Here is a 19,483-nt window from a genome sequence, read left to right as displayed (position 1 = left end):
ACCTTTGTTAATTTCAAAATCAGGATTTCTTTAAATTAAAAGCAAGACATATAGGTCATGGAAAACAAGGAACTGTTAGAAATGGTAAGAAGCAAGGCGCAAAGCTGGCTTACTAAAAGTTATGACGCTGAAACACGTGCACAGGTGCAGGCTCTATTAGACAACGAAGATCCGACGGAACTGATCGAATCATTCTACAAAGACCTGGAATTCGGCACAGGCGGTTTGAGAGGCATCATGGGAGTAGGTTCAAACCGTATGAACATCTACACGGTAGGAGCAGCCACACAAGGCTTATCCAACTATCTGAAAAAGGAATTTGCCGATCTGGACCAGATCAAAGTTGTCATCGGCCATGACTGCCGTAACAACAGCCGCAAATTTGCTGAAATCTCTGCCGACATTTTCTCTGCAAACGGCATCAAGGTGTATCTGTTCGAAGACCTTCGCCCGACCCCTGAAATGTCATATACCATCCGCAAGTTGGGATGCCAGAGCGGTATTATCCTGACCGCTTCGCACAACCCGAAAGAATATAACGGGTACAAGGCGTATTGGGACGATGGTGCCCAGATGATCGCTCCGCATGACAAGAATACGATTGCCGAAGTCAACAAAATCCGTAATGCCAGCGAAATCAAGTTCAAAGGCAACAAGGAACTGATCGAAATCATCGGCAAGGAAATCGATGAACAATATATCAACGACCTGACAAAGATTTCTTTGTCACCGGAATCCATCGCACGTCACCATGACATGAAGATCGTCTACACGCCGATCCACGGAACAGGCGTGACGGTTATCCCGCCGACATTGAAAGCATTCGGTTTCACGAATATCATCCATGTACCCGAACAGGACGTAGTAAGCGGCGACTTCCCTACCGTTGTTTCTCCCAACCCGGAAGAACCGGCGGCTTTGGCTCTGGCAGTTGAAAAGGCCAAGGAAACAGACGCCGAGCTGGTATTGGCTTCCGACCCGGATGCAGACCGAGTAGGTGCAGCCGTTAAGAACAACGAAGGCGAATGGGTATTGCTGAACGGTAACCAGACCGCTTTGATGTTCGTCTACTATCTCATCACCCGCTGGAAAGAACTCGGTAAGATCAACGGCAAGGAATATATTGTCAAGACAATCGTTACGACCGAACTGATCCGTACGATCGCCGAGAAGAACGGTGTCGAAGTGTATGACGTTTACACCGGCTTCAAATGGATCGCCGATGTCATGAAGAAGAACGAAGGAAAGAAGAACTATATCGGTGGCGGTGAAGAAAGCTACGGCTTCCTATGCGAAGATTTCGTTCGCGACAAAGATGCCGTTTCTGCTTGTGCCATTCTGGCTGAAATCGCAGCCTGGGCGAAAGACCAGGGTATCACGATGTACCAGTTATTACAGAACATCTACGTTCAGTATGGTTTCTCTAAAGAAAAAGGAATCTCCGTTGTAAAGAAAGGCAAGAGCGGCGCTGAAGAGATTGAAGCGATGATGAAACACTTCCGTGAAAACCCGTTGCAGGAAATCGCCGGTTCCAAAGTTACGTTATTCTACGACTACGCTTCCCTGAAAGGTAAAGACTATGTTGAAAACGAAACACTGACATTGGATATGCCGACAACCTCCAACGTCCTCCAATATTTCACAGAAGACGGAACGAAAGTATCTATCCGTCCTTCCGGCACGGAGCCGAAGATCAAGTTCTATTGCGAAGTCCATTCCAAAGTAAAGAGCCTCGACGAACTGCCGGCTGCCGAAAAAGCAGGAGCAGAAAAGATCGAAGCGATAAAGGCTTCGTTAGGAATCTGATCCCGGACAAACAATAACCGAATATAAAAAAGGAAGAGCGCCCGTTGTTTACGATAGCGCTCTTCTTTTTTATTTCAGATCTTTCGCCCCAAAACAAAGCGGCAACAGTGATTCGGCACTCTCCGCCACCACGACCTCTTTCGTACCGCACAACAAGACCTTCATCGGCTTGCCATAGCGTTGTTCCGCCTCCAACAAAACCTGGCGGCATGCACCGCAAGGGGAAATGCTCTCGACCTGCCGGCCATTCGTGGCGGCTGCAATGGCAAGAGCGACAACAGGCATATCCGGATATTGATGGCCGGCATGAAACAACGCCACCCGCTCCGCACACAGACCGGAAGGGTAAGCGGCATTCTCCTGATTACTGCCGGTTATGATCGTGCCGTCCTCCAGCAAAGCTGCCGCTCCGACATGAAACTTCGAATAAGGGGCATACGATTGTCCCGTCGCTTTTATGGCCGCCTCCATTAACCGCGACTCTTCTTCCGGTAGTTCGGCAAGAGAATAAATCCGGATTTTTGTCTCCAACTTGATTTCTTTCATGAAATAACACTCTAAATGATACAAGCAAAAATAAAGAAAATATAGAGAAAGCCCAAATACATTCGTGATAAACAATAGCCATGTTTCTATTGTCAAACAGCCCATTCATTAACCTTTTGCCTTTAGTCGAAAAGGCTTTCGCCCTTGGTCAAAAACACTTTCGACCAATGTCAAAAGCCTTTTCGACCAAGGGCGAAAGGTTAAAGAGCGGTAGTAATAGCTGTAAACTCCTATCTTTCATTTAAATATATAGTAGTGGAAACGAATCAGAGCGACATGGTCAACCTAAATCAGGACGAGATAATGGTGAAGGCAAAATCCTGAGGTGAAGGCAGTCCGGATGTTTACCTTCACCCTTGTACCCCATAACAATCAAAAGATTTCAAAGACAGGTGAAGCCGAATCGGAAATCCGCATAATCCTTATTTATAAATAGCATGGTGACCAATCATCATTTATGATCCATATCTGCCCAATTATAATGCGGCCTCCCACCCCACCCCCGCCACAAGACTATGACAATGATGTAAAACAAATTAATTATCTTTGCCGTTAAATATAATTACATACAACGAATCAGTCATGCGATTAACATTACGAATCCTTTCCCTGTTGTTGGTGCTGTCCGTTACCGGAACGGCACTCGGAGCCAGCCAACGGAAAGTGCCGGCATACGAAAAGTATATCAAACAATACAGCAGTTTAGCGATCCAGCATCAAAAAAAGTACCGTATCCCTGCAAGTATCACGCTTGCACAAGGGTTATTGGAGTCGGGAGCCGGGCGAAGCGAGCTGGCACGCAAATCGAACAACCACTTCGGCATCAAATGTCATTCCGACTGGAGGGGTGGGCGTGTCTATCACGACGATGACCTGCGCGGAGAATGTTTCCGCAAATATAAGAATCCGGAACAGTCTTACGAAGACCACGCCCGTTTTCTGGTCGACCGTCCCCGTTATGCCTCTCTGTTCAAACTGAAAATAACCGACTATAAAGGTTGGGCAAGAGGTTTGCAAAAATGCGGATACGCAACAGACCGAGCCTACGCCAACCGGCTGATCAAGCTGATCGAAGATTATGACCTGTACCGGTATGACACGGCAAAAGGCCGTAAAAAGTCAGACAAGCAACCGGCACACATCTCCCGCTATACAGTCTACCGTACAAACGGCCTGCTGTATGTCTATTCCAACGGCAAAGACAGCTTCGACGACATAGCCGCCAGTCTCGGCTTCCGGGTAAAAGACCTGAAGAAATACAACGAGGTGCCGGAAGATTTTCCGTTACAGAAAAATGACATCGTTTACCTGGAAAAGAAAAAGAAGAAAGCAGACAAGCCGAATTATGACCATGTCGTACAGGTAGGCGAATCCATGCACAGCATCGCACAGAAATACGGAATACAGATCAAGAGCTTATATAAGATGAATAAAAAGCACAAAGATTACATTCCGGAAGAAGGAGATGTGCTAAAACTTAGATAAGTAAGACAAAAAATAGTATCTTTGCAGACAAATTCACAAAAACAATGAGTGACCAACGTTATAATCTACGCGGTGTATCCGCTTCGAAAGAAGATGTTCACAACGCAATAAAGAACATCGACAAGGGAATCTTTCCCCAAGCATTCTGTAAGATCATTCCCGACATTCTGGGAGGCGATCCTGAATATTGCAACATCATGCATGCCGACGGAGCCGGAACCAAGTCATCTTTGGCTTATATGTACTGGAAAGAAACCGGAGACTTGTCCGTATGGAAAGGTATAGCGCAAGATGCTTTGATAATGAATATCGACGACCTGCTGTGCGTGGGCGCCGTAGACAACATATTGGTTTCCTCCACCATCGGACGCAACAAGCTGCTGATTCCGGGTGAAGTGATCTCCGCCATCATCAACGGGACTGACGAACTGCTGGCAGAACTTCGCGAAATGGGAGTCGGATGCTATGCTACAGGCGGCGAAACGGCCGATGTAGGCGACCTGGTCCGTACCATCATCGTCGACAGCACGGTTACCTGCCGCATGAAACGTGCCGACGTGATCGACAATGCGAACATCCGTCCGGGCGACGTGATCGTCGGGCTGGCTTCTTTCGGACAGGCCACTTACGAGAAAGAATATAACGGAGGCATGGGAAGCAACGGGCTGACCAGTGCGCGCCACGACGTTTTTGCCAAATACCTGGCAGAAAAATACCCGGAAAGCTTCGACAAGGCTGTCCCCGACGAACTGGTTTACAGCGGTGGCTTGAAGCTGACCGACCCTGTAGAGGGATCGCCGCTGAACGCAGGCAAGCTGGTGCTTTCTCCCACGCGGACCTATGCGCCGGTAGTCAAAAAACTATTGGATGCCTTGCGCCCAAATATCCATGGTATGGTACACTGCTCAGGCGGCGCACAGACCAAGGTAATGCACTTCATCGGAAACAATTGCCGTGTGGTCAAGGACAATATGTTCCCCGTTCCCCCACTGTTCAAGACGATCAAGGAACAGAGCGGTACGGCCTGGGACGAGATGTACAAAGTGTTCAATATGGGACATCGCCTGGAAGTCTACCTTTCTCCTGAGCATGCGGAAGAAGTGATTGCCATCAGCAAATCATTCAATATCGACGCACAAGTTGTCGGCCGTGTAGAAGAAAGCGACAAGAAGGAACTGATTATTAAAAGCGAGTTCGGTGAGTTCATATATGGCTGAGAATAACACGCTATTAGAGAAACTGGACGGATTGGTATCGCGCTTCGAAGAGGTATCGACGCTCATCACGGACCCGAACGTCATCGCTGACCAGAAAAGATACGTCAAGCTCACGAAAGAATATAAAGAGCTGAACGAAATCATAAAAGCCTGCAAGGAATATATGCAATGTCTCAACGGCTTGGAAGAGGCCCGCCTGATGATGGCCGAAACCGATCCGGAGATGAGAGAAATAGCCCGCGAAGAAGCGGCTGCCTGCGAAGCGCGCATTCCGGAATTGGAAGAGGAAATCAAGCTCCTCCTCGTGCCCGCCGACCCGCAGGACGACAAGAATGCCATTGTCGAAATACGTGGCGGAACGGGTGGCGACGAAGCCGCACTCTTTGCCGGAGACCTGTATCGCATGTACGTGAAGTATTGCGAGATGAAGGGTTGGAAAGTGGCCTTGTCCAGTTGTAGCGAGGGAGCGGCCGGCGGTTTCAAGGAAATCATCTTTACCGTGAGCGGAGAAAAGGTGTACGGGACCCTTAAATACGAATCGGGGGTACATCGCGTACAACGCGTGCCGGCTACCGAAACACAAGGACGCGTGCATACATCGGCAGCAACCGTTGCCGTCCTCCCCGAAGCAGACGAATTTGACGTGGAAATCAACGAAGGCGAAATCAAATGGGACACGTTCCGTTCGGGTGGAGCCGGAGGGCAGAACGTAAACAAGGTCGAGTCAGGCGTCCGCCTGCGCTATGTCTGGAAGAACCCGAATACAGGCGTAAGCGAAGAAATCCTGATCGAATGTACCGAAACGCGCGACCAGCCGAAGAACAAGGAACGCGCCCTCACGCGCCTGCGTTCGTTTATATATGACAAGGAACACCAGAAATATCTGGATGACATTGCTAACAAACGTAAGACGATGGTTTCCACCGGCGACCGCTCGGCGAAGATCCGTACCTACAATTATCCGCAGGGACGCATCACCGACCATCGCATCAACTACACGATTTATAATCTTTCAGCCTTTATGGATGGGGATATACAAGGATGCCTCGATCAACTGATCGTGGCCGAGAACGCTGAACGACTGAAAGAGTCTGAACTATAACATCATTTTTAGACTAATTTTTTACACGTAACAACATGAACAAGCAGCAATTATTCGAAAACATCAAGAAGAAGCAGTCCTTCCTTTGCGTGGGGCTCGATACAGATATAAAGAAGATCCCGCAGCATCTATTGTCAGAAGAAGATCCGATCTTCGCATTCAACAAAGCGATTATCGACGCGACAGCCGATTACTGCGTGGCTTATAAACCGAACCTGGCCTTCTATGAAAGTTTAGGCGTAAAAGGGATGCTGTCGTTCGAAAAGACTGTCGCTTACTTGCGTGAAAACTATCCCGACCAGTTTATCATTGCAGATGCAAAGCGCGGTGACATCGGAAACACTTCCGAAATGTATGCACGTTCTTTCTTTGACCATATCAAGGTGGATGCCGTAACGGTCGCTCCGTATATGGGTGAAGACAGCGTGAAACCGTTCCTGATCTATCAGGAAGCCTGGGTGATCCTGCTGGCACTGACCTCCAACAAAGGCTCGCACGATTTCCAGTTGACGGAAGATGCCAACGGCGAACGGCTGTTCGAAAAGGTATTGAAAAAGTCGCAGGATTGGGCTACGGACGAACAGATGATGTATGTGGTAGGCGCTACCCAGGGAAAAATGTTCCTGGATATCCGCAAACACGCTCCCAACCACTTCCTGCTGGTTCCGGGCGTAGGCGCACAGGGCGGAAGCCTCGCCGAAGTGGCTCAGTACGGCATGAACGACCAGTGCGGATTACTGGTAAACTCTTCCCGTGCTATCATATATGCAGACAAAACGGAGAATTTTGCCAACGCAGCGCGTGAAGCAGCCCAAGCCGTACAACGCGAAATGGCAGGATATCTGCATGATAAAGGAATTATTCCCTGTAAAGCATAGGCTATCCCAATAATTTTCACCATTTTTGCAAACTGCCTTGAAGCAAGTCCGGGCAGTTGCATTTGAAATACATATAATAAGATTAAGTAATGGAGTTTTCAGCCCAACAAATAGCGAGCGTTTTAGGTGGAACCGTCGAAGGCGATCCTGAAGTGAAAGTCAACAACTTCTCAAAGATAGAAGAAGGTAAACCGGGAACATTGACCTTTCTGGCAAACCCCAAATATGAACATTTTATCTACCAAACTGAAGCAAGCATTGTTTTAGTAAACAATGATTTCACTCCCGCCGAACCGGTAAAAGCCACATTGGTCAAGGTTGCCAATGCTTATGCTTCGCTCGCCATACTGTTGAATATGGCGGAACAGGCCAATGTCAAAAAAGCGGGTATAGACGCTACGGCGTTCATCGCCGGTTCGGCAACGGTCGGCGAAGGATGTTATGTCGGCAACTTCGCCTACATCGGCGAAGACGTGAAGATCGGCAAGAACAGCCGCATTTATCCGCACGCTTATATCGGCGACCATGTGACCATTGGCGATAACTGTACGGTCTATCCGCACGCGACCATCTACAACGGCTGCGTAATCGGCAACAACTGCATTCTGCATGCCGGGAGCGTGATCGGGTCGGATGGTTTCGGTTTCGCTCCAGAAGGCGATAACTACAAGAAGATCCCCCAGTTGGGTAATGTCGTACTGGAAGACGATGTCGAAATCGGGGCCAATACCACGATAGACCGTGCCGTTATGGACTCGACCATCATCCGTCGGGGTGTCAAACTGGACAATCTGGTACAAATTGCTCACAACGTGGAAGTCGGCGAAAACACGGTCATGGCAGCCCAGGTGGGCATTGCGGGTTCCGTAAAGATCGGCAGCCATTGCATGTTCGGAGGCCAAGCCGGGTTATCCGGACATATCCATGTGGCGGACCATGTGGTATTCGGTGCACAATGCGGCGTGATCAGCGATGTAAAAGAACCGGCAACCCTGTTAGGTGCTCCGGCTATCAACGCAAAGGCGTTTATGCGTTCCAGCGCAATCTTCAACCGCCTGCCGGATATGTACCGCCAGATGGGACAGATGCAACGTGAGATAGAACGACTTAAATTGGCTATTGACAATGCGCGCAATGGCCAATGAACAAATCATAAATTATAAATCATAAATCATATAGATCGTATGCAGAAACAGAAGACGCTTGCCACGAGTTTCTCTATGCAAGGAAAAGGGTTGCATACAGGCTTGGATATCCAGATTACTTTCCACCCTGCACCCGAAAATCATGGATACAAAATCAAACGTGTTGACCTGGAAGGAGAACCTGTAATCGATGCCGTTGCTGAAAACGTAGCCGGGACCCAGAGAGGAACCGTACTTTCCAAAAACGGAATCCAAGTAAGCACCATTGAACATGCGATGGCAGCTTTATATGCCTACGAAATAGATAACTGCCTGATAGAGGTGAATGCACCCGAATTTCCGATTCTCGACGGCAGTTCCCGTTTTTTCAGTGAAGAGATTCAGAAAGCCGGTGTCGTGGAACAAAACGCACCGAAAGATTACTATATCGTAAAGCATAAGATCGAAGTCAAGGATGAAGAAACTGGTTCTTCCCTCATTATCCTGCCGGACGACAAGTTTAGCGTCAATGTTTTGATTTCCTTCAATTCGTCTGTGCTTTCCAACCAGTTCGCCACGCTGAACGACCTGAGTGAATTCCCGACAGAATTGGCTGCTTCCCGCACATTCGTGTTTGTTCGCGAAGTAGAGATGCTGTTGCAGAATAACCTGATCAAAGGTGGTGACCTCGACAATGCGATCGTCATCTATGACCAGAAAGTATCGCAGGAGGTGCTCGACAATCTTGCCGACAAGCTGTCTATCCCGCATAAGGACGTACAAGACCTGGGCTACATCAACAATAAACCGCTGGTATTCGACAACGAGCCGGCACGCCACAAGCTGATCGATGTGATCGGTGACCTGGCATTGATCGGCAAACCGATCCGGGGTCGCGTAATCGCTACCCGTCCGGGACATAAGATCAACAACCAGTTGGCACGCATGATCCGCAAGGACATCAAACAGAACGAAGTTCAGGCTCCCGTCTATGATCCGAACAGCACTCCGGTTATGGATATCAACCGTATCCGCGAACTGCTCCCGCATCGTTATCCGTTCCTGTTGGTTGACAAGATCATCGAAATCGGCGGCAACTATATCGTGGGTGTGAAAAACATCACGAGCAACGAACCTTTCTTTACAGGTCATTTTCCCCAGGAACCGGTTATGCCGGGTGTACTGCAAGTTGAAGCGATGGCCCAGACCGGTGGATTGCTCGTTCTGAATTCGGTAGACGAACCGGAACGCTATTCCACTTATTTCATGAAGATCGACGGCGTTAAGTTCCGCCAAAAAGTCGTTCCGGGCGATACGCTGATCCTCCGTTTGGAGTTGCTGGCTTCCATCCGTCGTGGTATTTCAACCATGAAAGGATATGTATTCGTAGGCGATAAGCTCGTTAGCGAAGCCGAATTTATGGCACAAATCGTAAAGAATAAATAAATCAATGATTTATGATTTCAGATGTATGACTTATGGTAACGACATGATACGATAAACCATACATCCGAAATCATAAATAATAAATCATAAATCATTATGAACATATCCCCTTTAGCAGTCGTTCATCCCGAAGCTAAAATCGGTCAGAATACAACAGTCGACCCTTTCGCCGTAATCGAAAAAGATGTCGTGATCGGTGACAACTGTCGTATCTATTCGCACGCGACTATTTTAGACGGTGCCCGGATCGGCAATAATTGCCAGGTATTTCCCGGAGCCGTTATTGCCGGTATCCCTCAAGACCTGAAATTTAAAGGAGAAATTACAACTGCCGAAATCGGAAACAACACCATTCTCCGCGAATGCGTGACCGTCAATCGCGGAACAGCCTCCAAAGGCAAAACCGTTGTCGGCAACAATTGCCTGATTATGGCCTATTCCCATATTGCCCATGATTGCTTGCTGAAAGATAATATCATTATCGGCAATGCTTCACAGATAGCCGGAGAAGTAGAGATCGACGACTTCGCCATCGTTAGCGGTGGTAGCCTGGTTCACCAGTTCTCCCGTATATCCAAGCACGTCATGATACAAGGCGGTTCCCGGATCGGCAAAGATATTCCTCCTTATACCCTGATCGGACGTGATCCGATCGTGTACTGTGGTATCAATATCGTAGGATTACGCCGTCGCGGATTTACCAACAGCCAAGTATTCTTGATCCAAGATATCTACCGTACGCTTTATACACGCGGCCTCAACAATACGGAAGCCCTGAAAGCCATCGAAACCGAATACGAACCTAGTGAAGAACGGGATCTGATTCTGAACTTCATCAAATCATCCCAGCGCGGTATCGTCAGAGGTTCGATCGATGAATAAATAATATGCCAATTTGAAAATGTGCCAATGTACCAATGAAAGAATGAATTTTATGGGGTATATTGGCACATTATTTTATTGCCACATTGTTTTTTTTACTACTTTTGAACCAACAAAAAACTAATAACGACTATGGTATTTAGATTTTTAATTCTATCAGATGAAGTTGACGACTTCAAACGTGAGATCAAGATCGACTCAGAAGCAACATTTCTGGATTTGTACAATGCCATTATGGATTCTGTAGGGTATACAAAAGACCAGATGTGTTCTTTCTTCATCTGTGATGATGACTGGAGCAAGAATACGGAAATCACATTGGTTGAAATGGATACTTCTTCCGAAGTAGACAATTATATAATGGAAGATACACGTCTGGAAGAGCTTCTGGAAGACGAACACCAGAAGTTGCTTTTTGTCTTCGATTATATGACTGAACGCGCTTTCTTCATGGAACTCCGTGAAATCATCCCAGGCAAAGATCTGGACAAAGCCGTATGCAGCAAATCTATCGGCGAAGCACCTGTTCAGATCATGTCGTTCGACGAAATGGACGCCAAAACAGGTAACACCGAAATAGGTGAAGATTTCTACGGCGATTCCGAATACGATATCGACGAACTCGATAAAGAAGGTTTCGACGGGCTCGGCGACGGACCGATGGATAACCCATACGACGACGAGCGCTTTTGATTAATGAACTCTCTTGTCATATTATTGGGGCCGACAGGAGTCGGCAAGACAGAACTGAGTCTGCGTGTAGCAGAGCATTTCGGTTCTCCGATCATTTCTTCCGACTCCCGTCAGCTTTACAAAGACCTTCCGATAGGCACAGCCGCCCCTACGGTTGAACAGATGGCACGTGTACGCCATTATATGGTCGGCACATTGTCACTCACCGATTATTACAGCGCAAGCAGTTTCGAGGAAGATGTGATGTCTCTGCTCAGGGAACTCCACCAGACACATCCGACTGTCGTTATGACAGGTGGTAGCATGATGTATATCGATGCCGTCACAAAAGGGATCGACGATATCCCCACCGTCACCCCCGAAATCCGAACCGCCATCTACAAGCAATTTGAAGAAGAGGGTCTCTCCCCTATCCTTGCCGAGTTAAAGGAAACAGACCCTATACATTATAATGAAGTAGATAGAAACAACTACAAACGCGTAATCCATGCCGTTGAAATCTGCCGCATGACCGGCAAACCCTATTCCTCCTTCCGTACCAACACCCGAAAAGAACGGCCGTTCCGGATCATCCAGATAGGACTTACCCGCGACCGTGAAGAACTTTACGATCGCATCAACCGCCGCGTAGACCAAATGATGGCCGACGGCATGCTGGAAGAAGCACGCCGCGTTTATCCTTTCCGCAAATTGAACTCCCTCAACACTGTCGGCTACAAAGAGCTGTTCAAATACCTGGATGGCGAATGGACATTAGATTTCGCCATTGAAAAGATAAAACGCAACTCTCGTGTTTACGCTCGCAAACAAATGACCTGGTTCAAACGGGATACCGACATCCGATGGTTCCATCCGGATGAAAAGGAGGCGATACTGTGCTATTTAGACGCCACCCTCAACACCCGCTTGTGACACAGGACGTTTTTTACCCTATCACTAATCCCAAACTTCTCTATCACTGTCTCGTCCTGATTTGAAGTGATACTAAAATCTTATTTCTTAAACACAAGATAAACTGCCGCCACCAGAAACAGGAAAGCCAGCGCATGGTTCCACTTAAACGATTCGCCTTTGAAGGCAATCGAACTAAAACCGACAAAGACAACCAGCGTAATCACCTCCTGGATCACCTTCAATTGGATCAGGTTAAAAGGCCCGCCATTATCACGGAAACCCATCCGGTTTGCCGGGACTTGAAAACAATATTCAAAAAACGCTAAAAACCAGCTGAACAAGACAACACCGATCAACGGCAGATGCTCGAACCAACTGAACTGCTGCTTCATCTTCAAATGTCCGTACCAAGCACACGTCATAAAGATATTGGATGCGACCAATAACAGAATAGTATAAAATCCTTGCATGAGATGATTTATGATTTATGATTTATGATTTTAGGAAGATAGTCCTCCTGAATATTCGACATACTGCTCCAAAGGCTATAGCGCGCCTCAGGGTTGATCGCCTCTAGACGCGACAGTACCTCCTTCATATCCGAACGGCTGGAGCCGGATTCGTACGGGCAATTCTTGATCTGTTTCCGATATCCTCTCCACACAGCAATCCGGGTCAAATCTTTCTCCTCCACCAGACACATGGGGCGGATAATCTCCATATCGAACTTATCCATCTTTAGGCGCGGTGGCATCGTTCCGATCGCTCCCTGGTGGATCATGTTCATCAGAAGGGTTTCGAGAATATCGTCCTGATGATGCCCGAGGGCAATCTTGTTGCAACCATGCCTCTTTGCAATATCGAACAAGGCTTTCCGCCGCGTCCAAGAACAAAGGAAACAAGGAGACTTGCGGGTATCGGTCGAAGCGTCGAAGCTCGTCTCATGCACGAAAAAGGAAAGGCCGTGCTCATCTGCCCGGCTTTTCAGGTAGTCAATATCCGAACGATAAGGGATATTTGACATCACGATATGCGTCACGATCACCTCGAACCGAGGCCGGAATATCTTGGAACGGCGTCCGAGCAAGTCCACCAACGCCAACGAATCTTTTCCCCCCGACAATCCGATCAATATACGGTCACCATCCACAATCAGACCATATTCGAATATCGCCTTCTTGACTTTCTCTTCTACTTTACGAAACAGGAGTTCCTCTTCTGTCAACTTTGCCATACTTTATTAATTAAGAATTAAAAATTAAGAATAAAAAAATAAGGGTTTTGATTCTTGATTTTAATTCCTATTTTTGTAATCGGACACAAAAGTAATGATTTTAGATTTATGGATTATAAATCTAAAATCAAAATCATAAATCATAAATCAATGAATTGGTTATCTAATAAACTGTTTTACACAATAGGAATCACGTTACTCTGCGGCGGGCTGCACGCACAAAGTCTGGCTGAAGCAAAAAAATTATACAATGAAGGTAAGTACGCGGAAGCCAAACCTGCCTTTGAAAAGCTGGTCAAACAAGCGCCAAGCAATTCCTCCTATAATCATTGGTATGGTGTCTGCTGCTACGAGACCGGTGATCTGACCGGTGCGGAAAAGCATTTGAAAGTAGCTGTCAAACGCAAAGTACAAGAAGCATACCGTTATATGTCCGAAGTCTACTACAAGACCTATCGTTTCGACGAAGCCGGAGAAATGCTGGAAGAATATATCAACCTGCTGGCAAAGAAAAAGCAGGATCCGCAATCGTTCGAAACCAAGCTCGACTTGGCAAACAATGCACAACGCATGATGGAAAAGGTGGAAGATGTTCAGATCATAGATAGCTTGGTCGTGGACAAAGACGATTTCCTTTCCGCCTATATCCTAAGCGAAGAAAGCGGCACACTTGATTCCTACAAAGATTTTTTCCAGACAAACGAGCCAGTGAGCTCGACCGTCTACAAGAACCAGAAAGGCGACAAGATTTACTATGCTCATTCGACAGACGGCGACCGTTATTGCCTTTTTACCCAGTCCATGCTTATGGACGAATGGGGGGACGAGAAACAATTACCGATGAACATCAACAGCAATGACGATGACAACTACCCGTTCGTCCTTTCCGATGGCGCCACGATCTATTATTCTTCCAAAGGGAACGGTTCGATTGGCGGTTATGACCTCTTCGTCACCCGCTACAACATCAATTCCGACACTTATCTGGCTCCAGAGCAGTTGGGCATGCCGTTCAATTCGCCCTACAATGATTATATGATGGTCTTCGATGAAGTGAAAGGATTGGGATGGTTTGTATCCGATCGTTTCCAGCCGGAAGGAAAAGCCTGTGTCTATCTCTTCATCCCGAATCCAGAGCATAAACGGGTGGAGAGCGAAGACATAGAAGTGAAACGCGCCCGTGCAGCGATCACTGCTATCCGAGATTCCTGGAAAGAAAGTTCCGACTATGCCGACCTGATTCGTCTGTCGCACACAGAAATACCTTATGGAGAGAAAAAGATCGAAAAGGATTTTGAATTTATCATCGGTAATAATATTGTCTATTACAAACTGGATGACATCAATAGCCCCGAAGCTAAGGGCTACTACGAAAAGGTGGTTGCCTTGAACAAACAGATCAAAGAGCTGAATGAAAAACTCGACGGCCTGCGCGTCTCTTACGCCGAAGGCAACAAGGCCCGCAAAGAGCAACTGAAGCCAACCATCCTGCAAGCAGAAGAGCAACTGAACGCCTTGTTGGAACAGCCCGGCGAGTTGGAGAAGAAAGCTCGTAATGCCGAAATCAATTATCTGAAAAACAAACGATAAAACAAGGCTCTATGATATTCGAAATGCTTATTATCGCCTTCCTAATGGTTGTAGCCATTGTGCTTATCCTGCTGGAAATATTTATGTTACCGGGTATCACAGTTGCCGGTGTCGGAGGATTCCTTTTTGCTGCCGGCGGCCTGTTCTATGCCTATTCGGTCAGTACGCCGATCGGCAATGTAACATTGGCGGTATCATCGCTTGTGTTCGCGGCCTCTTTCATCTGGTTGTTGCGTTCCAAATCCTTCAACCGGGTGGCTTTGAAAACCGACATCGATTCCAAGCTGGTATCCAGCCGCGACTTGGGAATCGTGCCGGGCGACGAAGGGTTGACACTTTCACGCCTCGCCCCAATCGGGAAGGCCCGCATTAACGGGATCACCGTAGAAGCCAAATCGATGGACGAGCTGATTGATGAAAACACGCCGGTCGAGGTAATACGCGTCGATGGCTACAATGTAATCGTGAAAATTAAAAATTGAAAAATAAATCATAATTCATAAATCATAATTCTACTCACATGGAAATGACCTTTGTACCTCTCGCCCTTTTGGGAGCAGCGATATTGCTGCTGGTAATTTTCTTTTATTATGTGCCGTTCCTTCTGTGGATCTCGGCAAAAGTTTCAGGTGTCAACATCTCGCTGATACAGCTCTTCCTGATGCGTATCCGTAACGTGCCGCCTTATGTCATCACCCGCGCCATGATCGAAGCCCACAAAGCAGGTCTGAAAACGCTGACCCGTGACGAATTGGAAGCACACTACCTGGCAGGCGGACATGTCGAAAAGGTTGTCCATGCCCTCGTTTCCGCATCGAAAGCGAATATTGACCTCCCTTTCCAGATGGCAACCGCTATCGACCTGGCAGGACGTGATGTATTTGAAGCCGTGCAAATGTCGGTCAACCCGAAAGTCATCGACACACCTCCCGTTACAGCCGTTGCCAAAGACGGTATCCAGCTGATCGCCAAAGCACGTGTGACGGTTCGTGCCAACATCAAGCAATTAGTCGGAGGTGCCGGCGAAGAAACGATTCTGGCCCGTGTCGGCGAAGGCATCGTATCCTCTATCGGTTCGTCTGAAAATCATAAAAGCGTGCTGGAAAATCCGGATTCCATCTCCAAGCTGGTTCTCCGTAAAGGTCTGGATGCAGGGACTGCATTTGAAATCTTGTCCATCGACATCGCTGATATCGACATAGGCAAGAACATCGGAGCTTATCTGCAAATGGACCAGGCTCAAGCCGACAAGAATATCGCCCAAGCAAAAGCTGAAGAACGCCGTGCCATGGCCGTTGCCGTCGAACAGGAGATGAAAGCCAAAGCACAGGAAGCCCGTGCGAAGGTTATCGAAGCCGAAGCCGAAGTTCCCAAGGCCATGGCTGAAGCTTTCCGTAATGGCAATTTGGGTATCATGGACTATTATAAGATGAAGAATATCGAAGCAGATACCAGCATGCGTGAGGCAATCGCCAAACCGTCAAATGCACCTTCGAAACCATTAAAAGACTAACAAGGATTTATGATTTCAGATTTATGATTTATCATCAACACATAAATCATAAATCTGAAATCATAAACCTAAAATCATAAACCTGAAATCAAATGATCGCACCTTCCGAACTTATCATTAATCCCGATGGCAGTTGCTTTCACCTGCATCTGAAACCGGAACAGCTCGCCGACAAGATCATCATGGTCGGCGACCCCGATCGCGTAAACACCGTCGCTTCCTACTTCGATACGAAAGAATGTGAAGTGTCGAGCCGTGAATTCCATACCATCACCGGCACTTACAAAGGGAAGCGCATCACAACACTTTCACACGGCATCGGAACCGACAATATCGACATCGTCCTGAATGAACTGGACGCTTTGGCAAACATCGACTTTGCTTCTCGTACCATCAAACCGATATTTCGGCAACTGACAATGGTACGTGTCGGCACTTCAGGAGGATTGCAACCGTTTGTTCCTGTCGGGACCTATGTGGCAGCAGGAAAATCAATCGGGTTCGACGGAGTTCTGTATTTTTATGCCGGCTCCGAGAAAGTGCGCGACAAGGCTTTCGAATCAGAACTGATGAGACAATTGAAATGGAAGCTAAGCGGCATCCAGCCCTATGTCGTTTCCGCCGATCCATCCCTGGTCAAGCAGATCACACAAGACGATATTATCCGGGGAGTGACGATTGCAGCCAACGGCTTCTACGGTCCGCAAGGCCGCAAGCTCCGCTTGCCGCTCGCCGATCCGGAACTGAACCGTAAAATAGAAGCTTTCGAGTTCAACGATAGCCGGATTACCAACTTCGAAATGGAAAGTTCGTCTCTCGCCGGACTGTCCGCCTTGATGGGACATCGTGCCATGACCGTGTGCTGCATTATTGCCGGTCGGGTGGCCCAAGACATGAATACCGAATACAAAGGTTCCATGACCGGCCTGATCGAAACGGTATTGGACCGGATCTAAAAGAAAGCTATGCATTATAGTTGCTAACCCTATGGGTTACGCAGGTTAAAGCATAGGGTTAGCAACCACAACGCATAGGGTTACAAAAAGCCTTGCCCTTTCAAGACTTTCAGTAATACGTCGGAGAAATATTCATTGTTGGCCTTCGTATAACGTACATCCGTAAATACCTGGGCCAATGTTTTCTTATCATTCTCCCGTACAAATTGTTTATTTACTTCCAACTCTTCCTTATCGTGGTATAAGGCATCGATAGAAGCTGACGTATAATCCGTATAAACCTCCTGGTGAACCACCGCTCCGAGTGGCAAGCGTTCCACCTGTTCAGGCATTCCGTCGGGATAGCCGACCGTGACTGTCACGATAGGGACAACCAAGCGTGGAAGCGACAAGGCATCGATAATCTTATCTGCGTTATAAGCCGTCGTTCCCAAATAGCAGATTCCCAATCCTTTTTCCTCTGCTGCCGTACAGAAACTTTGGGCAAACAGCATCGCATCGATAGTCGAAGCGATAAAAGTCTGGAAATTATCGAAACCGGCCACTGCATCGCGCAGCTCCGCCCATTTTACAAAACGGTTAGCATCGGCACAGAAGGTGAGCACGACCGGAGCCGCCGTAATCATCGGCTGATTGAAATGGGCAGGAGCCAACTTTTCCTTATTTGCCTTATCGCGGGTAATGACCACACTATACAGTTGCATATTCCCCGTATTGGATGCACGGGCAGCAACCTCCAGCAATTCATTCAACAAAGCATCCGGAATGTCCTGAGTCGTATATTTACGGATCGTCCGTCTGTTTTTCATATTTTCCAACATAGCTTACATATTTAGTTGATGACAAAATCAATCAATAACAAAGACCGAGTGCCCAGACAGGTATTTTGTTTCCTACACTTTTAGGCTGTCCGTGTATAGCGGCAAACGCATTTTCCACATTCTTGATACGCTCATAATCCATCAACGGATCACCGATCATGAACGTGTACTTTTCATTCACACGATAATCTCCATTATGCAAAAGCTCCACAGTCCCGCAATTAGACATCTGATCGACGAAAAACGTCTCACCCACGTAAACCCGCTCCATCTCCCGGAAAAGACTTGCCATCAGATTCGTGTTCGCCAGGAAAGAGCGATACGAACGGGCCAGTGTGCCGTCTTCTTTTCTGACTTGTAGAATGCGGAGCACCCCTATCTCTTTTATATAACCCAATAACCGGTGTATATGTGTATTATCCGCCTCATATTTGGATGTCAAAGCCTGCATGCGGGGAAATTCCGGAGCTTCTTGGGCAAGTTGAATCAGCAATTGTTTCATCTTCCGGAACATGGCATTATTCATCTGTCGAATGGCGGGAAGGTCCACATCGATCGAATCTCGCACCAAATCCTGCAAACGGAAGTTGAAGGCATCCGGATCTTCCCAATAAAAAGGATAGCAACCATGTTCCAGATAATTCCGGAAAATGGGGACTATGTTTACTTCATCCATCACCTGTTGCGTCACTTCCGCATGGTTAAGCAAAAGTTCGTCCAATGGGACCGGTTTGAGATCTAGCGCACCTTCATAGGACAAATATTCACGGAACGACATGGTATGCAACGTATACCAATCGCCTTTCCCGTCAAAAGGCATCTCCGTCTTCTCTCCTTCAACCAGCAAAGGTGCAGCAAACACTATCTTCATATCAGGATAATCGTCGTGTAAACACTCTATCGCCTGTACCCAGCTACCATATCGATGGACATTATCTAGAAAAAGATGCCTGCCCCCCTCTTCATAAAATTGCCTGACCGTTTCGGACAACATGCACCGTTCCTGAAACCATATATTATCGAGAGGCAAATACAGGGCTTCATGAGAATCGCCATAAGCCAATTTGATACGCTGCAACAAAAGCGTTGTTTTTCCCACCCCTTTCGCTCCAAAGATACCGATCAGCCTCCTGTCCCACTTGACCTGTCGGGATAAGTAACGCTGGAAACCCAGATTTACGCCTTTAAGTAACTGCTCATGGTTTAACCAAAACATGTCCATAGTATAACTGATTTGACACAAAAATAATATATAAAAGCCAATCTACAAAACCAACAACTTACAGGAAGAATAGT

Annotated in this window: 19 protein-coding genes; 14 read left to right on the top strand and 5 right to left on the bottom strand. The window is 47.3% G+C overall.

Features of this window, described 5'->3' with window-relative positions; genetic code table 11:
- The first annotated feature begins 57 nt into the window (after positions 1-57).
- Entirely contained in the window at positions 58-1,806 is a 1,749-nt protein-coding gene (locus KTG12_RS05580; protein ID WP_005635940.1) for a phospho-sugar mutase, read from the top strand.
- Positions 1,807-1,875: 69 nt separating this feature from the next.
- On the opposite strand, the gene cdd is transcribed toward KTG12_RS05580, so the two are convergent.
- Positions 1,876-2,352, bottom strand: a complete 477-nt coding sequence (gene cdd / locus KTG12_RS05575; RefSeq protein ID WP_005635939.1) for a cytidine deaminase — start codon at positions 2,350-2,352, stop codon at positions 1,876-1,878.
- A 582-nt stretch (positions 2,353-2,934) separates the two neighbouring features.
- On the opposite strand from cdd, the gene KTG12_RS05570 reads away from it, so the two are divergent.
- From KTG12_RS05570 to miaA, 9 genes are all read left to right on the top strand, one after another.
- Entirely contained in the window at positions 2,935-3,837 is a 903-nt protein-coding gene (locus tag KTG12_RS05570; RefSeq protein WP_005646305.1) for a glucosaminidase domain-containing protein, read from the top strand.
- Between the two features lie 44 nt (positions 3,838-3,881).
- Entirely contained in the window at positions 3,882-5,054 is a 1,173-nt protein-coding gene (locus KTG12_RS05565; protein ID WP_005635935.1) for an AIR synthase-related protein, read from the top strand.
- On the top strand, positions 5,047-6,156 hold the full coding sequence (gene prfA / locus KTG12_RS05560; RefSeq protein WP_155143523.1) for a peptide chain release factor 1: 1,110 nt from the start codon (positions 5,047-5,049) through the stop codon (positions 6,154-6,156). Before KTG12_RS05565 ends, prfA begins: the two co-directional genes overlap by 8 nt.
- A 35-nt stretch (positions 6,157-6,191) precedes the next feature.
- Complete coding sequence (gene pyrF, locus KTG12_RS05555) at positions 6,192-7,034, top strand: orotidine-5'-phosphate decarboxylase (protein WP_005646303.1); 843 nt, start codon at positions 6,192-6,194, stop codon at positions 7,032-7,034.
- Positions 7,035-7,123: 89 nt separating this feature from the next.
- Positions 7,124-8,179 carry a UDP-3-O-(3-hydroxymyristoyl)glucosamine N-acyltransferase gene (lpxD, locus tag KTG12_RS05550; protein ID WP_022322657.1) on the top strand — a complete coding sequence of 352 codons (1,056 nt, stop codon included), beginning with the start codon at positions 7,124-7,126 and terminating at the stop codon, positions 8,177-8,179.
- Positions 8,180-8,218: 39 nt separating this feature from the next.
- Positions 8,219-9,604, top strand: a complete 1,386-nt coding sequence (locus tag KTG12_RS05545; protein WP_155143521.1) for a bifunctional UDP-3-O-[3-hydroxymyristoyl] N-acetylglucosamine deacetylase/3-hydroxyacyl-ACP dehydratase — start codon at positions 8,219-8,221, stop codon at positions 9,602-9,604.
- Between the two features lie 96 nt (positions 9,605-9,700).
- Positions 9,701-10,486: an acyl-ACP--UDP-N-acetylglucosamine O-acyltransferase gene (gene lpxA, locus KTG12_RS05540; protein WP_005635926.1), complete on the top strand. Its 786-nt coding sequence runs from the start codon at positions 9,701-9,703 to the stop codon at positions 10,484-10,486.
- A 132-nt stretch (positions 10,487-10,618) separates the two neighbouring features.
- Positions 10,619-11,179, top strand: coding sequence for a hypothetical protein (locus KTG12_RS05535; RefSeq protein ID WP_005635922.1), 561 nt, complete (start codon positions 10,619-10,621; stop codon positions 11,177-11,179).
- A gap of 3 nt (positions 11,180-11,182) precedes the next feature.
- Positions 11,183-12,091: a tRNA (adenosine(37)-N6)-dimethylallyltransferase MiaA gene (miaA, locus tag KTG12_RS05530; protein ID WP_005635920.1), complete on the top strand. Its 909-nt coding sequence runs from the start codon at positions 11,183-11,185 to the stop codon at positions 12,089-12,091.
- A gap of 80 nt (positions 12,092-12,171) precedes the next feature.
- Here miaA and KTG12_RS05525 read toward each other — a convergent pair whose 3' ends face one another.
- Together KTG12_RS05525 and KTG12_RS05520 are read right to left on the bottom strand one after the other, a co-directional pair.
- Positions 12,172-12,543, bottom strand: coding sequence for a DMT family protein (locus tag KTG12_RS05525; protein WP_005635919.1), 372 nt, complete (start codon positions 12,541-12,543; stop codon positions 12,172-12,174).
- A gap of 8 nt (positions 12,544-12,551) precedes the next feature.
- The gene (locus KTG12_RS05520) at positions 12,552-13,307 is read right to left on the bottom strand and encodes a tRNA 2-thiocytidine biosynthesis TtcA family protein (protein ID WP_005635915.1); all 756 of its coding nucleotides are present in this window, start codon (positions 13,305-13,307) and stop codon (positions 12,552-12,554) included.
- A gap of 150 nt (positions 13,308-13,457) precedes the next feature.
- On the opposite strand from KTG12_RS05520, the gene KTG12_RS05515 reads away from it, so the two are divergent.
- The 4 genes from KTG12_RS05515 to KTG12_RS05500 all read left to right on the top strand — a co-directional run bounded on the left by KTG12_RS05515 (position 13,458) and on the right by KTG12_RS05500 (position 17,366).
- Entirely contained in the window at positions 13,458-14,897 is a 1,440-nt protein-coding gene (locus KTG12_RS05515) for a M48 family metallopeptidase (protein WP_046452363.1), read from the top strand.
- 11 nt (positions 14,898-14,908) lie between these two features.
- On the top strand, positions 14,909-15,379 hold the full coding sequence (locus tag KTG12_RS05510; RefSeq protein ID WP_005635908.1) for an NfeD family protein: 471 nt from the start codon (positions 14,909-14,911) through the stop codon (positions 15,377-15,379).
- Positions 15,380-15,417: 38 nt separating this feature from the next.
- A complete protein-coding gene (gene floA, locus KTG12_RS05505) occupies positions 15,418-16,410 on the top strand; it encodes a flotillin-like protein FloA (protein WP_005635906.1) in 993 nt (330 codons plus the stop codon).
- 92 nt (positions 16,411-16,502) lie between these two features.
- Positions 16,503-17,366, top strand: a complete 864-nt coding sequence (locus KTG12_RS05500; RefSeq protein WP_005635904.1) for a nucleoside phosphorylase — start codon at positions 16,503-16,505, stop codon at positions 17,364-17,366.
- Positions 17,367-17,446: 80 nt separating this feature from the next.
- Here the strand turns inward: KTG12_RS05500 and KTG12_RS05495 are convergent, their stop codons facing one another.
- Complete coding sequence (locus KTG12_RS05495; RefSeq protein ID WP_005635903.1) at positions 17,447-18,187, bottom strand: nitroreductase family protein; 741 nt, start codon at positions 18,185-18,187, stop codon at positions 17,447-17,449.
- 31 nt (positions 18,188-18,218) lie between these two features.
- Entirely contained in the window at positions 18,219-19,409 is a 1,191-nt protein-coding gene (locus KTG12_RS05490; protein WP_122115547.1) for an AAA family ATPase, read from the bottom strand.
- Positions 19,410-19,483 lie beyond the last annotated feature (74 nt).

Source organism: Parabacteroides sp. MSK.9.14 (assembly GCF_019041495.1).
Taxonomy (GTDB): Bacteria; Bacteroidota; Bacteroidia; order Bacteroidales; family Tannerellaceae; genus Parabacteroides; species Parabacteroides merdae.
The sequence above is the reverse complement of the archived record's forward strand: the minus strand, read 5'-3'. Positions and strand labels throughout refer to the sequence as shown.